Genomic DNA, 13,543 nt, shown 5'->3' on the forward strand with positions numbered 1-13,543 from the left:
GGCGTCGTGTCAGTCAGCATCGACTTCACTGAGCCACCGCTTTCGCGAGCAAGCTCGCTGCCACAGGTATTCACATCGGTCAGAAGTGGAAATTGGTGCTCAACAGCGCCGTGCGTCCCGCCGCCTGATTGGCGAAGTGGGTCGAGAAGGCTTTGTCGTAATAGGTTTCGTCGGTCAGGTTCTGCACGTTGAGTTGCAGGTCGACGTTCTTGGTCAGCTTGTAGGCCGCCATCGCGTCGTAACGCACGTACGAATCGACCATCGTCGTGTTGGCGACACTGCCGTAGACGTCGTCGACGTAGAACGCGCCACCACCGATCGTCAGCTTCGGCGTGACCTGATACGTGGTCCACAGGCTGGCGCTGTTTTTCGGCGTGTTCGGCAGATCGTTGCCGTCGTTGGCGCGACCCAGCGGGCCACCGTCAACCTGTTCGCTGTCCATGAAAGCGTAACCGGCGAACACCTGCCACTTGTCGGTGATCTTGCCGCTGGCCGACAGTTCGAAGCCTTGCACGCGAGTCTTGCCGGCGTTCTCGTACGAACTGGTATCGACTTGCACGCGAGCGTTTTCCTTCTCGGTGCGGAAGATGTCGGCGGTCAGCGACAGGCGATCATTGAGCAGATCCCACTTGGTGCCGATCTCGTAGTTCTTGGTGGTTTCCGGCTCCATGTCGCTGCTCAGCAGGTTGCCGCTGCGATCCGGGGTGCCGCCCAGTGGGTTGCCTTCCTGACCTTCGCCCAAAGTGTTGCCCGGCGGCGTCGCCGAGGTCGCATAAGAGGCGTAGATGCTGCCGTTTTCCGCCGGCTTGTAGACCACGCCGAACTGACCGGTGACGAATTCGCTGGTGTCATCACCCTTGGAGGTGGTGGTCCCTGCGGCGTTGTAAGTTTTGTAGTCAGTGTCGAAGTGGTCGTAGCGCAGGCCCATGTTCACCAGCCACTGCTCGGACAACTCCAGCGTGTCGAACACGTACAGCGCGTAGGTGTCGGCCTGGGTGTCGGTGCCGGCGTAGTTGCGCGAGATCGCACCGTTCCACGGATCGTTCGGATTCGGGTTAGACAGCGAGGTGCAGTTGTAACCGCTGGCAGCGCCGATCAGGCCCGGGTTGCAGTTGGTGGTGACAGCGCTGGTGCGCGGCGTGGTGTCGGTGTTGACGTTGTACGAGGATTTCTCGCTCTGCTCGCGGGTGTATTCGACACCGGTGGAGAAGCTGTTCTTGAAACCGGCCACGTAGAAGGTGCCGAACAGGTCGGTCTGGTTGGTGGTGGTTTCGGTGTTGCTCACCCGCGTGTTGGCCCGACGCCAGACGCTGCCGTTGTTGACGTTGCCCTTGCTGTCGTCCGGCTGGGTGAGAATGTAATCCTGCATGCTGCTGCCGTGGCGCAGGGTGTTCTTGATGGTCAGCGCATCGTTCAGGTCGTGCTCGATGGCGAAGGTCGCGGTGTCGGTGCGGCCCTTGCGGAAGTCGCGATCCAGACCGTAAAAGTTGTCGTGATCGCCACCGGCGTACGGCTTGTCCGGGTTGGACTTGGTGCGTGCGGCCGAACCGCCGGTAGGAATGGTGTACGGGATGCCCGAGTCCGGGGTGTCGTTGCTTTCCAGATGGTAGTAGTCGAGGTTTACACGGGTATCGGTGCCCAGACCGAAGGCCAGCGACGGCGCGATGCCCCAACGGTCGTAATCGACCTTGTCGCGACCGGCGACGTTGCTCTCGTGGCTCATCAGGTTGAGACGGCCAGCGGCGCTGTCGCTGAACTGATAGTTGCCGTCGAGGGTGTAGCGCTGGGTCTGGTCGGAGCCGTAGGTGAAGCCACCGTCGAAGGAGTTGCCCAGATGGGCTTTCTTGCTCACCAGATTAATGCTGCCGCCGGCTGCGCCGCGACCGCCGATCGCCGAGTTCGGGCCTTTGCTGACTTCGATGTTTTCCACGGCGAAGATTTCACGGCTCTGCGAACCGGTGTCGCGCACGCCGTCCAGATAGGTGTCGCCCTGGGCGTCGAAGCCGCGGATGAACGGACGGTCGCCCTGCGGGTTGCCGCCTTCACCAGCACCGAAGGTAATGCCCGGCACGGTACGCAAGGCGTCCTGCATATTCAGCGCGCCGGTGTCCTTGAGCACTTGTTGCGGGATGACGGTGACCGAGCGCGGGGTGTCGACCAGCGGTGCGGTGTACTTGGGCGAGGAGGCTTTTTCGACCTGATAGGAGGTCGAGTCCTGGGCTTCGCCGGTGATGGCGGTGGCGTCCAGGGCAATGGCGTTGCCGGAAGTTTTGCTCTCGGTTTTTTCCGCCGCGAAGACCATCTGCCCAGCCGAGCCGGCGGTGATTGCGACACCGATTGCCGAGGCGAGCAGACGTGGTGAACTGACCGGTAATTGTGCGTTTTGACGTGCCATTTTTATTCCCCTCCCCAAGGATTTGAGGCGGCGGAATATAGGGTAAACAGGTATTCGTATCAATTGCGAAACATTGTTATTCGCATTGAATTTACATTCTTTACAATTTGCCCTTACGGTTTCTGCCCGTTCATTCGTCTTGCGGGTTTTACACGGTCAATAAGAATCAATACCATTGCCGCCTTCTTGCCATCAGGTGACATCGCCATGCTGCTGCACATTCCCGGGCTGTTCGCAAAAGACGAAGTGCAGCGCATCCGCCTGGCCCTGGAGCAAGCGGATTGGGCCGACGGCAAGATCACCGCCGGCTTCCAGTCGGCCAAGGCCAAGCACAATCTGCAACTGCCCGAAGGCCACCCGCTGGCCAAGGAAATCGGCGCGGCGATGCTCGAGCGGCTGTGGAAAAATCCGCTGTTCATGTCTGCTGCATTGCCGCACAAAGTCTTCCCGCCGCTAGTGAACTGCTACACGGCCGGCGGCAGTTTTGATTTCCACATCGACAATGCCGTGCGCCAGCCCAAGGGCAGCATCGAGCGGGTGCGCACCGATTTGTCGGCGACGCTGTTCTTCAGCGAGCCGGAAGATTATGACGGCGGCGAACTGGAGATTCAGGACACCTACGGCACCCAGCGCGTGAAGCTGCCGGCCGGCGACATGGTGTTGTATCCGGGCACCAGTTTGCACAAGGTCAACGCGGTTACACGTGGTGCGCGTTATGCCTCGTTTTTCTGGACGCAAAGCCTGGTGCGCGAAGACAGCCAGCGCGCGTTGCTGTTCGAAATGGACGGGGCGATTCAGCAGCTTACGCAGGACATGCCTGATCACCCTTCGCTGATCCGCCTCACTGGCACTTATCACAACCTGCTGCGGCGTTGGGTCGAGGTATGAGTTTCCAGCTACGCCGCGAGGAAGTCCTCGATGCGGCCGGGTTGGCGGCGATGCTTGAAGAAAGCCCGGCCCGCGCTGCGCAGGCGATTTTGCTGGCGGCGGGCGAGGGTGAGGTTGAAGCGCAGGCGCTGCTTGGGCAGATCCTGCTGGATGGCCAAGGCATCGCCCAGGATCAGCCATTGGCGCTGCGCTGGTTCGCTATTGCCGCCGGTCGCGGGCATCTGATGGCGCGCAACATGCTCGGGCGTTGCCATGAGCATGGTTGGGGATGTGCGGCGGATGCCTCGGTGGCGGCGCAGCATTATCGAATCGCTGCCGAGTCAGGTCTTGATTGGGCGATGTACAACCTGGCCAACTTGCTGGCGACCGGGCGCGGGGTGACGGTTGATCATCAGCAAGCGCTGGCGTTGTATCGGCGCGCGGCTGAGTTGGGCCATGCGAAATCGATGAATCTGCTGGGGCGTTATCTGGAGGAAGGGCAGGTGTGTCCGGCGGATCCGCTGGCGGCGCGCGAGTGGTATCGGCGTTCGGCCGAGGCAGGGGATTTTCGTGGGCAGTTCAGTTATGCCGCGGTGTTGGCGGCGGAGGGTCGGGTTGATGAAGCGGTCGATTGGCTGGAGAAAGCCTTGGCCGCCGGCAATCTGAATTTCCTGCGGGTGGCGAGTCAGACGCTGGCTGATGCGACAGGCTTGCGAATTCAGGCGATGGCTAGTCGGTATGCCGCTCGGTATGCAGAGTTGCAGCGCGGCTGAAACCGCCGAGCCCTCACCCTAGCCCTCTCCCAGGGGGAGAGGGAACCGACCGAGGGATGCTTGGGAGGTACGCCGACCTGCAATGGTTTTGCCGAATCCATAATCGCCAAGGTGGTTCAGGTCGATGTCGGACGGAAGACCACTCGGTCGGCTCCCTCTCCCTCGGGAGAGGGCTGGGGTGAGGGGCTATGGTATCTAGTACAAAAAACCTCCCCAGCCGAACACCCACAAAAAAGCCCACAAATTCGTGGGCTTTTTTCTTGCAGCTTGCAGCTCGAAACTTGCAGCTGCTCCTTAAACGTAAAAGGACTTCAGCGGCGGGAAGCCATTGAACTCGACCGCGCTGTAGCTGGTGGTATACGCACCGGTCGACAACCAGTACAGACGATCACCAATCGCCAGGTTCAGCGGCAGGCCATACTTGTAGTTCTCGTACATGATGTCGGCGCTGTCGCAGGTCGGGCCGGCGATCACGACTTCTTCCATCTCGCCTTTCTTCTCGGTCCAGATCGGGAACTTGATCGCTTCGTCCATGGTTTCGATCAGGCCGGAGAACTTGCCCACATCGGTGTACACCCAGCGCTCGACGGCAGTGCGCGACTTGCGCGCAACCAGTACCACTTCGCTGACCAGAATACCGGCGTTGGCAATCAGCGAACGGCCTGGCTCCAGAATGATTTCCGGCAGGTCGTCACCGAAGTCTTCTTTCAGGAAGCGGATGATCTCTTCGGCGTAGGTTTCCAGGCTGTTGGTGCGGGTGATGTAGTTGGCCGGGAAGCCGCCGCCCATGTTGATCAGCTTCAGGTGAATGCCGTCTTCTTCTTTCAGGCGTTCGAAGATCACTTTGACCTTGGCGATCGCCGCGTCCCAGACGCTGATGTCGCGCTGTTGCGAGCCGACGTGGAACGAGATGCCATACGGCACCAGACCCAGGTCGCGGGCGAGGATCAGCAGGTCCATGGCCATGTCGGTCTGGCAGCCGAACTTGCGCGACAGTGGCCAGTCAGCGGTGGTCGAGCCTTCAGTGAGGATGCGCACATAGACTTTCGAACCCGGTGCAGCCTTGGCGATGTTGCGCAGGTCGGCTTCGGAGTCGGTGGAGAACAGACGCACGCCCTTCTCGTAGAAGTAGCGGATGTCCTTGGATTTCTTGATGGTGTTGCCGTAGCTGATACGGTCCGGGCTGACGCCGCGATCCATGACTTTGTCCAGCTCGTAGATCGAGGCGATATCGAAGCTCGAACCCTTGTCTTTGAGCAGGTCGATGATCTCGACGGCCGGGTTGGCCTTGACCGCGTAGTAGACCTTGGCGAATTCGAAACCGGCGCGCAGGTCATCGTAGGCCTGGGCGATCATCGCGGTGTCGATCACCACGAACGGGGTTTCCTGTTTGTCGGCGAACGCCTTCATTTTGTCGAATGTAGCGCGCGCGAAATAGTCTTCGACCTGGATCGACATGCTGGGTGCTCCTATGGGCAAACTCGTAAAAACAATGGGTGCATGAACGCCCTCCGTATCCCCACTTTGGTTCGCCTACTTCCCAAGGCATTGCCGCCGAAAGCAAAAAGGCCTGGGGGATGTGCAGCTGTCCCTTGGCCTCGCTGTCTCGTCGTCAGTACTTGAGCCGGATGGATCGTTTCCAGCATGGACGTTCGGCGCGAACTTTAGGGCGTGAGGGGCGCGAGATCAACTAAAAATGTCGCGTTTTTGCACGCTTCTGACGTGCGTCGCGTTCATCACTCCTTCTACCCGACCGAGATGACGGGCAGATGTTCCCGACGAATTTTCGAGTGTTAAACATATCTGCACGTTCGTGGCTTTTGTCGGCTAGATCGCAGATAGGTGTGATAGCGGCAACATCGGCGACGTTGGCGTCGAGAGAGGGTGTTGAAGGGGGATTTGGACCTTGAAGAAGCTGAATTGACGACGCTCTTGCAGGAGAGGCTGTTGAGATTCTTTGTCACCCTGCGAAGATCAACCAAATCACGCAATCCTGTGGGAGCGAGCTTGCTCGCGAAGGCATTTTCACAGTCGACATCGTTGTTGACTGACATTTCGCTTTCGCGAGCAAGCTTGCTCCCACAGGGTCTGTATTTTTAGGCGACGACGGTCTCAGCCGGCGAGACGATACTGGTCTTCATCCCCCGCGAACGTCCCGAGCTGAGGTATGCCGCAATCGACTCCTGCGTCACTTCCCCGAGGAATACCCGTTCGGCATCCATCACCGGCAGCCAGGCGCGGTTGAACTCGTACATGCGCGACAGCAGGATGCGCAGGTGCTCGTCGTACGCTGCGGTGGCGTTGAACTCACGAAGGAATTGCGCGCAGGTGCCGGTCTGGCGGTGCAGGTCGCGACGGCGCACGTAACCCAGTGCCTTGTTCTCGGCGCAGGTGACCACCACGTAGCGACGGTCATGTTCGTCCATCAACTCCAGCGCATCGGCCACTGGTGTTTCCGGGCTGACCGACGGCGCGTTGTCAGCCGCGTCTTCGGCTTTCACCAACAGCAGGCGTTTGAGCGTGCTGTCCTGGCCGACGAAGTTGCTGACGAAATCATCCGCCGGATGCGCCAGCAGGGTGTCCGGATGGTCGATCTGCAGCAGCTTGCCGGCGCGGAAAATGGCGATCTTGTCGCCCAGCTTGATCGCTTCGTCGATGTCGTGGCTGACCATGATCACGGTCTTGTTCAGCGCGCGCTGCATCTCGAAGAATTCGTTCTGGATCATCTCGCGGTTGATCGGGTCGACCGCGCCAAACGGTTCGTCCATCAACAGCAGCGGGGCGTCAGCCGCAAGCGCACGAATCACACCGATACGCTGTTGCTGACCACCGGACAATTCACGCGGGTAGCGATGCAGATACTGCTTGGGCTCGAGCTTGATCATGCTCATCAGTTCGCGAGCGCGGTCGTGGCATTTCTGTTTGTCCCAGCCGAGCAGTTTCGGCACCACGACGATGTTCTCTTCGATGGTCATGTTCGGGAACAGGCCGATCTGCTGAATCACGTAGCCGATGTTGCGGCGCAGGGTCACCTCGTCGAGATCGGTGGTGTCTTCGCCGTTGATGAGGATCTTGCCCGAGGTCGGTTTGATCAGGCGGTTGATCATTTTCAGCGTGGTGCTTTTGCCGCAACCCGATGGCCCGAGGAACACGCAGATCTCGCCTTCATTGACGGTCAGGCTTACCGAGTCCACGGCTTTGACATCTTTGCCGTTGCTTTGGAAAGTTTTGCTGAGGTTTTGAAGTTCGATCATTTCAGGAGTCCTTTTGGAGTCAACGAGCGTTGCAGCCATTGGAGAAACAGGTCGGCGAAAATCGCCAGAAGACTGACCAGCAGCGCGCCGACGATAAGCATCGACATGTCACTGCGGCTGATGGAGGCGAGGATCAGCACACCGAGGCCGCCGGCGCCGATGGTCGCGGCGATGGTCATCACGCCGATGTTCATCACCACGGCGGTGCGCACGCCAGCAAGAATCACCGGCACCGCGATCGGCAGTTCAACCATGCGCAGGCGCTGGCCGAAGGTCATGCCGATGCCACGCGCGGCTTCGCGGATGCCCGGCTCAACGCCGGTGAGGGCGAGGTAGGTGTTGCGCATGATCGGCAGCAGCGAATAGAGGAACACGGCGGTGATCGCCGGCAGCGGCCCCAAGCCCTGGCCGAACTTGGAGTAGAACGGCAGCAGCAGGCCGAACAAGGCAATCGACGGCACGGTCAGCAGCACCGTGGCGCTGGCTTGCAGCGGGCCGGCGAGGGTGGGAAAACGCGTCATCAGGATGCCCAGCGGCACGCCGATGACGATGGCCAGGGTCACGGCGATGCCGACCAGAGTGATGTGCTGCCAGGTCAGGTGCATCACCTGCTGCCAGTCGAGATGGGAAAAGGCGTTCAGGAATTCCATGACTTCTCCTCTCTTAATTCAGTGGGTGCTGGCGCAGGAAATCGGCGGCAACGGACGATGGGCTCTCGTGGTCGACGTCGACCCGCGCGTTGAGCTGGCGCATGGTTTCGTCGTCGAACAGTTCGGCCAGCGGCTTGAGTTGTTCGGCCAGTTTCGGGTTGGCGTCCAGCGTGGCCTGACGCACCACGGGAGCGGCGGTGTAGTCGGGGAAGTAATGCTTGTCGTCTTCCAGCAATTTCAGGCCGAAGGCATTGAGGCGGCCATCGGTGGTGTAGACCAGACCGGCAAACACCTGACCGTTGCGTAGCGCGGTGTAGACCAGGCCGGCATCCATCTGGCGGATGTTCTTGCGGGTCAGGTTCATGTCGTAGAGTTTGACCATGCCGTCGAGACCGTCAGAGCGGTTGGCGAACTCGGTATCCAGCGCCACCAGGTGGTTGGTCTTGGCCTCGGCGCGCAGCACTTCGTTGAGCTGGCTGATATTGCCGATCTGCGGGTATTGCTCGGCGACTTTTTTCGGCAAAGCGAGGGCGTAGGTGTTGCTGAACTTCGAAGGCGTCAGCCAGACCAGGCCTTTTTTCGCGTCGAGTTCTTTGACCCGGGCGTAGGACTGCGCGCTGTCGAGTTTCTCGGTGACATGGTTATAGGCCACCAGCGACACGCCGGTGTATTCCCAGAGCAGGTCCAACTGGCCGCTTTCGTGGGCGCTGCGGGCAAGGTTGCTGCCCAGGCCGCCGGTGATCTGCGCGTCGTAGCCTTTGCTGCGCAGGTATTGCGCGGTGATTTCGGCGAGCAGGGTCTGCTCGGTGAAAACCCGGGCGCCGAGGCGGATGACCGGTTTTTCAGCGGCTTGCGCGATTCCTGCGAACAGCAGGACGCAGCCTAAGATCAAGCTAAGTCGTTTCATAAATATTCCTTCGCAAAGCCTTAAGACGGGCGCAGACCGCGTTCCAGCCAGAGACGGCTGGCGAGGGTGACCACGCCATCGAGCAGCAGCGCCAACAGCGCGGTGCACGCAGCGCCGAGCAGCAGTTGCGGCTGATTGTTCAGGGCGATGCCGGGGAAGATCAGGCTGCCGAGGCTGTTGGCGCCGATCAGGAACGCCAGCGGCGCGGTGCCGACGTTGATTGCCAGTGCGACCCGCACGCCACCGACGATGATCGGCACGGCGTTGGGCAATTCGACTTTCCACAGCACTTGGCGCGGGGTCATGCCGATGCCGACTGCGGCTTCTTTCAGCGAGCCCTGCACATTTTTCAGGCCTTCATAGGTGTTGCGCACGATCGGCAACAGCGAGGCGAGGAACAGGGCGAAGATTGCCGGGCCACTGCCGATGCCGAGGATGCCCAGTGCAATCGCGAGCACGGCCAGCGGTGGCACGGTGTTGCCGATATTGAAGATCTGCATGAAGCGTTCGGCGCGGCCGACCATGCTCGGGCGGCTGAGGAAGATACCGGCGGGGATGCCCACGACGAGGGCGGCCAGCATGGAAGCGAGGACGAGAATCAGATGAGCTTGCAGGTAAAACAACAAATCGTCGCGGTAGTGTTCGATCGTGTTGATGCCGATCCAGTGGACCAGCAGGGCCAGGAGCGCGATCACCACCGCACCTCCCATCAGCCCTTTGCCATAGCGGATAGCCACAGGCGGACTCCTTTTTTTGTAGTCGGCGAGCGCAGTCCCGTGTGGCATGCCAAGCCTTGGCTGCCGGGAGCGTCGTTCGCGAAAAGTAGCCGTTTTTCAGAGCCGGCAAAGCGGTCTGAAAGCGAGCCATGAGCGCAGCCTCGTCAGGCTAACTTGCTGATTTTTCAGCCCCTGACGAAAGTTCGTAACAGGTGATGGACGTCTCCGTGCTTTAAAAGGTTCCCATCTGCGGCAGCATTTGGCCACCCTTAATGTGCTCAACGGTTCGGTTATTGCAGCGAGTTGGGCTATAATCGCGGCCCTTTTTTGAATCACCGCCAGGCGATTTCCCATGACCCAACAGGCCGCCGAAGTCGCGAAACGCCGCACTTTCGCCATTATTTCCCACCCCGATGCCGGTAAAACCACGATCACCGAAAAGCTCCTGTTGATGGGCAAGGCGATTGCAGTGGCCGGTACGGTGAAATCCCGTAAATCCGATCGCCATGCGACATCCGACTGGATGGAGATGGAGAAGCAGCGGGGTATTTCCATTACCACGTCGGTCATGCAGTTCCCCTATCGCGAACACATGATCAACCTGCTCGACACCCCGGGCCACGAAGACTTCTCCGAAGACACCTACCGCACCCTGACGGCGGTGGACTCGGCCTTGATGGTGCTCGACGGCGGTAAGGGTGTAGAGCCACGGACGATTGCGCTGATGGACGTCTGCCGTCTGCGTGACACGCCGATCGTCAGCTTCATCAACAAGCTCGACCGTGACATTCGCGACCCGATCGAACTGCTCGACGAAATCGAAGCAGTCCTGAAGATTAAAGCTGCGCCGATCACCTGGCCGATCGGTTGCTACCGCGATTTCAAGGGCGTGTATCACCTGGCCGACGACTACATCATTGTTTACACCGCCGGTCACGGTCACGAGCGCACCGAAACCAAGATCATCGAGAAACTCGACTCCGACGAGGCGCGCGCGCACTTGGGCGATGAGTACGAGCGCTTCATCGAACAGCTGGAACTGGTGCAGGGCGCCTGCCACGAATTCAACCAGCAGGAATTCCTCGACGGCCAGTTGACCCCGGTGTTCTTCGGTACGGCGCTGGGCAACTTCGGTGTCGACCACGTGCTCGATGCTGTCGTCGATTGGGCGCCGCGTCCGCTGGCCCGTGTAGCCAACGAGCGTACTGTCGAGCCGGTGGAAGAGAAGTTCTCGGGCTTCATCTTCAAGATCCAGGCGAACATGGACCCGAAACACCGCGACCGCATTGCCTTCATGCGTATCTGCTCCGGCAAGTACGAAAAAGGCATGAAGATGCGCCACGTGCGTACCGGCAAGGACGTGCGCATCGGCGACGCCCTGACGTTCTTCTCCTCCGAGCGTGAGCAACTGGAAGAGGCGTACGCTGGAGACATCATCGGTCTGCACAACCACGGCACGATCCAGATTGGCGACACCTTCAGCGAAGGCGAAGTCCTCGGTTTCACCGGTATTCCGCACTTCGCCCCGGAACTGTTCCGTCGCGTGCGTCTGCGTGATCCGCTGAAATCCAAGCAGTTGCGTCAGGGCTTGCAGCAGTTGGCGGAAGAGGGCGCGACGCAGGTGTTCTTCCCCGAGCGCAGCAACGACATCATTCTCGGCGCTGTCGGTGTGCTGCAGTTCGATGTGGTCGCCAGCCGTTTGAAAGAGGAATACAAGGTCGAGTGCTCGTATGAGCCGATCACCGTGTATTCGGCGCGCTGGATCGAGTGTGACGACAAGAAGAAGCTTGAGGAATTCTCCAACAAGGCGGTGGAGAACCTCGCGCTGGATGGCGGTGGTCACCTGACTTACCTGGCGCCGACGCGGGTGAATCTGGCGTTGATGGAAGAGCGCTGGCCGGATGTGAAATTCCGCGCGACGCGTGAGCATCATTAAGGTTTGAGGTGTTTTTCTGAAAGCCCCTGAGGTGTCGGCCTTGGGGGCTTTTTTATGGGCTGCCGGTTTTGCTCTTGGCGGCCGTTGGGCCGACCAGGCTGTTGGGGTTTTGGTTGAATATCCGTTGCTGCGGGTGCTGCGGCTGGCGGTTTCGCCCTTACGGCGACTTACTTTTTTACAAGCGCCTAAAAAAGTAAGCAAAAAACGCTTGCTCCTACGTTCGGCCCTCGCAGGCTCGGGTTCCTTCGCTCCGGGATCGATCCGGGCGCAGCGGCTACGGTTTGCTTCGCTGCACCTCCTTCCGCTGTGTTCGACTGCGTCGAACGGTCGCTACGCTCCCACCCCCGAATCAATCCCTCCACTCAGCCTTCCGACGTCGCCGGTGGATCAAGATCAAGAGCACTCGAGCTTGCGCTCATTGTTGAGTGGGGCGGCTTCGCCGCGGGCAGCTGCGCTGCTTTGCGGTTGCATTGTGGGAGCGAGCCTGCTCGCGAAGGCGGCCTGATAGCCGGCCTGTTTCTGAGGAGGTACGCGGTCAAATTGTGGGAGCGAGCCTGCTCGCGAAGGCAATCTGCGAGCCGACGATTTTCTGTTTGATGCACTCAATCCAATTCGGTCGTTGAAGACTGCGAGCCTGAAAAGCAAGGTCAAAAGTTCTCAGCCTGCGACATTTCCTACAGCGTGTGTAGGGCGGTTCCTTTTTCCCGTGTTTTGGATGTGCTGGTATGCGACAACCGCCGTGTTGACCGTTAGTGTTTCAATCCCTGCAAGTCGTTCGAAGAGGTCAATGGAGTGACAAGTCGGCTGAATCCCCTGTTGCTTCTTAAAGGCTATTTCACCCCCATGGCCTGGGTCCTCGCGGCTCTGTTGTTCATCAACCGCCTCAGCGCCATGGTCAAGTTGTTCATGGCGCTGTACCTGCGTCAGGAGCTGGGCCTGGCGATTGAAACCGTGGGCTGGTTGCTTTCGGCCTATGGCGCCGGGTTGCTGGTCGGTTCGATGCTCGGTGGCTGGCTCAGTGATCATGTGCGCACGGCGCGGCTGACGGCGGCGCTGTTTTTCGTTTCGGTGTGGGTGCTGATGCTGTTGGGGCTGGTGACGCAGGTGCCGTGGCTGGCCGGTTTGTTGTTGCTCAGCGGTGTTATCGACGGCGCGATTCGGACGTTGCATCAGCGCCTGATCATGGAGTATTGCGAGGTCGCGCAACGCTCGCGTGCGCAGGCTCTGAGCCGGGTCGCGCGTAATCTGGGCATGGCCGCTGCCGGGGTGGCGGGCGGGGTGTTGGCGCAGGCGGATTTTCGTTGGGTGTTCTTCGCCAGTGCGGCGATGACGATGCTGGCGTTGCTGTGGTTCGTGCGCACGACGTGGCGGCGGCCGGTGCTGGTGGTTGAAGACGAATCGACCGATGGCTCAAGCCTGCCGTATCGCGACAAGCCGTTCCTCTGGCTGCTGGCGGCGACGGCCGTGCTCGGCATTGCATTCGACACGGTCTACAGCACGCTGGGCAATTATCTGCGTGATTACTACCACCTGAGCACCGAAGCGATCGGCTGGCAGTTCGGGCTCAATGCGCTGTTGGTGATCGCTTTGCAGATTCCGCTGTCGCACTCGGTCGAGCGTTGGGGCTCGCGCTGGCAAATGCTCGTCGGCAGTGTGCTGTTGGCCTGCGGATTGGGCATGTTGCCGTTCGGTTCCGGCTTGGCTTTTGTCTGTCTGTCGACACTGATCTGGACGCTGGGCGAGGCCTTGTTCATGCCGCCGTTGAATGTACTGGCGATGCAGTTTGCCCAGAGCGGCAAGAGCGGTCAGTACTTCGGCTTGTTCTTCATGAGCTGGAGCGCCAGCGCGTTGTTGTCGCCGGTGCTCAGCGGTCAGCTCTACGGCGAGTTTGGCGGGCACAGCGTGTGGCTGATGAGTGCGCTGCTGGTGCTCCTCTCGATTCCATTGACCTGGCAGGCCACGCGCGGCGCTTAGCAGTATCGGTTATCGGGGTTATTCGAAAGCAATCTGGCGGTCGATGGCATTTCTGCCTGCGCGGTCGCGTC

Annotated in this window: 10 protein-coding genes; 4 read left to right on the top strand and 6 right to left on the bottom strand. The window is 60.1% G+C overall.

Going from position 1 to position 13,543, the window contains the following annotated elements; translation table 11 throughout:
* Positions 1 to 79: 79 nt before the first annotated feature.
* A complete protein-coding gene (locus QMX86_RS02405; protein ID WP_282386342.1) occupies positions 80 to 2,395 on the bottom strand; it encodes a TonB-dependent siderophore receptor in 2,316 nt (771 codons plus the stop codon).
* A 207-nt stretch (positions 2,396 to 2,602) separates the two neighbouring features.
* On the opposite strand from QMX86_RS02405, the gene QMX86_RS02410 reads away from it, so the two are divergent.
* Both QMX86_RS02410 and QMX86_RS02415 read left to right on the top strand, forming a co-directional pair.
* Positions 2,603 to 3,283 carry a Fe2+-dependent dioxygenase gene (locus QMX86_RS02410; protein WP_122880548.1) on the top strand — a complete coding sequence of 227 codons (681 nt, stop codon included), beginning with the start codon at positions 2,603 to 2,605 and terminating at the stop codon, positions 3,281 to 3,283.
* On the top strand, positions 3,280 to 4,035 hold the full coding sequence (locus QMX86_RS02415) for a tetratricopeptide repeat protein (RefSeq protein WP_110646622.1): 756 nt from the start codon (positions 3,280 to 3,282) through the stop codon (positions 4,033 to 4,035). The genes QMX86_RS02410 and QMX86_RS02415 overlap by 4 nt, the downstream gene beginning before the upstream one ends.
* A 294-nt stretch (positions 4,036 to 4,329) precedes the next feature.
* Here QMX86_RS02415 and QMX86_RS02420 read toward each other — a convergent pair whose 3' ends face one another.
* From QMX86_RS02420 to QMX86_RS02440, 5 genes are all read right to left on the bottom strand, one after another.
* Positions 4,330 to 5,493: a type III PLP-dependent enzyme gene (locus tag QMX86_RS02420; protein WP_016771733.1), complete on the bottom strand. Its 1,164-nt coding sequence runs from the start codon at positions 5,491 to 5,493 to the stop codon at positions 4,330 to 4,332.
* 638 nt (positions 5,494 to 6,131) lie between these two features.
* Positions 6,132 to 7,289, bottom strand: a complete 1,158-nt coding sequence (locus QMX86_RS02425) for an ABC transporter ATP-binding protein (protein WP_016771732.1) — start codon at positions 7,287 to 7,289, stop codon at positions 6,132 to 6,134.
* Positions 7,286 to 7,939 (bottom strand): ABC transporter permease, encoded by a 654-nt coding sequence (locus QMX86_RS02430; protein WP_039759484.1) that lies wholly within the window; start codon positions 7,937 to 7,939, stop codon positions 7,286 to 7,288. Before QMX86_RS02430 ends, QMX86_RS02425 begins: the two co-directional genes overlap by 4 nt.
* 13 nt (positions 7,940 to 7,952) lie before the next feature.
* Positions 7,953 to 8,846 (bottom strand): glycine betaine ABC transporter substrate-binding protein, encoded by an 894-nt coding sequence (locus QMX86_RS02435; RefSeq protein WP_016771730.1) that lies wholly within the window; start codon positions 8,844 to 8,846, stop codon positions 7,953 to 7,955.
* 20 nt (positions 8,847 to 8,866) lie between these two features.
* A complete protein-coding gene (locus QMX86_RS02440) occupies positions 8,867 to 9,556 on the bottom strand; it encodes an ABC transporter permease (RefSeq protein WP_166554532.1) in 690 nt (229 codons plus the stop codon).
* A gap of 358 nt (positions 9,557 to 9,914) precedes the next feature.
* On the opposite strand from QMX86_RS02440, the gene QMX86_RS02445 reads away from it, so the two are divergent.
* Together QMX86_RS02445 and QMX86_RS02450 are read left to right on the top strand one after the other, a co-directional pair.
* On the top strand, positions 9,915 to 11,498 hold the full coding sequence (locus QMX86_RS02445) for a peptide chain release factor 3 (RefSeq protein ID WP_016771727.1): 1,584 nt from the start codon (positions 9,915 to 9,917) through the stop codon (positions 11,496 to 11,498).
* 843 nt (positions 11,499 to 12,341) lie between these two features.
* Entirely contained in the window at positions 12,342 to 13,472 is a 1,131-nt protein-coding gene (locus tag QMX86_RS02450) for an MFS transporter (RefSeq protein WP_282386348.1), read from the top strand.
* The last annotated feature ends 71 nt before the right edge of the window (positions 13,473 to 13,543 follow it).

It is taken from the genome of Pseudomonas sp. PS01270 (genome assembly GCF_029959775.1).
Taxonomy (GTDB): Bacteria; Pseudomonadota; Gammaproteobacteria; order Pseudomonadales; family Pseudomonadaceae; genus Aquipseudomonas; species Aquipseudomonas atacamensis.

What these genes read in the sequence shown, in the direction of transcription:
- QMX86_RS02405 (WP_282386342.1), bottom strand. Translation starts at nt 2,395, where the DNA reads ATGGCACGTCAAAACGCACAATTACCGGTCAGTTCACCACGTCTGCTC.
- QMX86_RS02410 (WP_122880548.1), top strand. Translation starts at nt 2,603, where the DNA reads ATGCTGCTGCACATTCCCGGGCTGTTCGCAAAAGACGAAGTGCAGCGC.
- QMX86_RS02415 (WP_110646622.1), top strand. Translation starts at nt 3,280, where the DNA reads ATGAGTTTCCAGCTACGCCGCGAGGAAGTCCTCGATGCGGCCGGGTTG.
- QMX86_RS02420 (WP_016771733.1), bottom strand. Translation starts at nt 5,493, where the DNA reads ATGTCGATCCAGGTCGAAGACTATTTCGCGCGCGCTACATTCGACAAA.
- QMX86_RS02425 (WP_016771732.1), bottom strand. Translation starts at nt 7,289, where the DNA reads ATGATCGAACTTCAAAACCTCAGCAAAACTTTCCAAAGCAACGGCAAA.
- QMX86_RS02430 (WP_039759484.1), bottom strand. Translation starts at nt 7,939, where the DNA reads ATGGAATTCCTGAACGCCTTTTCCCATCTCGACTGGCAGCAGGTGATG.
- QMX86_RS02435 (WP_016771730.1), bottom strand. Translation starts at nt 8,846, where the DNA reads ATGAAACGACTTAGCTTGATCTTAGGCTGCGTCCTGCTGTTCGCAGGA.
- QMX86_RS02440 (WP_166554532.1), bottom strand. Translation starts at nt 9,556, where the DNA reads ATGGGAGGTGCGGTGGTGATCGCGCTCCTGGCCCTGCTGGTCCACTGG.
- QMX86_RS02445 (WP_016771727.1), top strand. Translation starts at nt 9,915, where the DNA reads ATGACCCAACAGGCCGCCGAAGTCGCGAAACGCCGCACTTTCGCCATT.
- QMX86_RS02450 (WP_282386348.1), top strand. Translation starts at nt 12,342, where the DNA reads ATGGCCTGGGTCCTCGCGGCTCTGTTGTTCATCAACCGCCTCAGCGCC.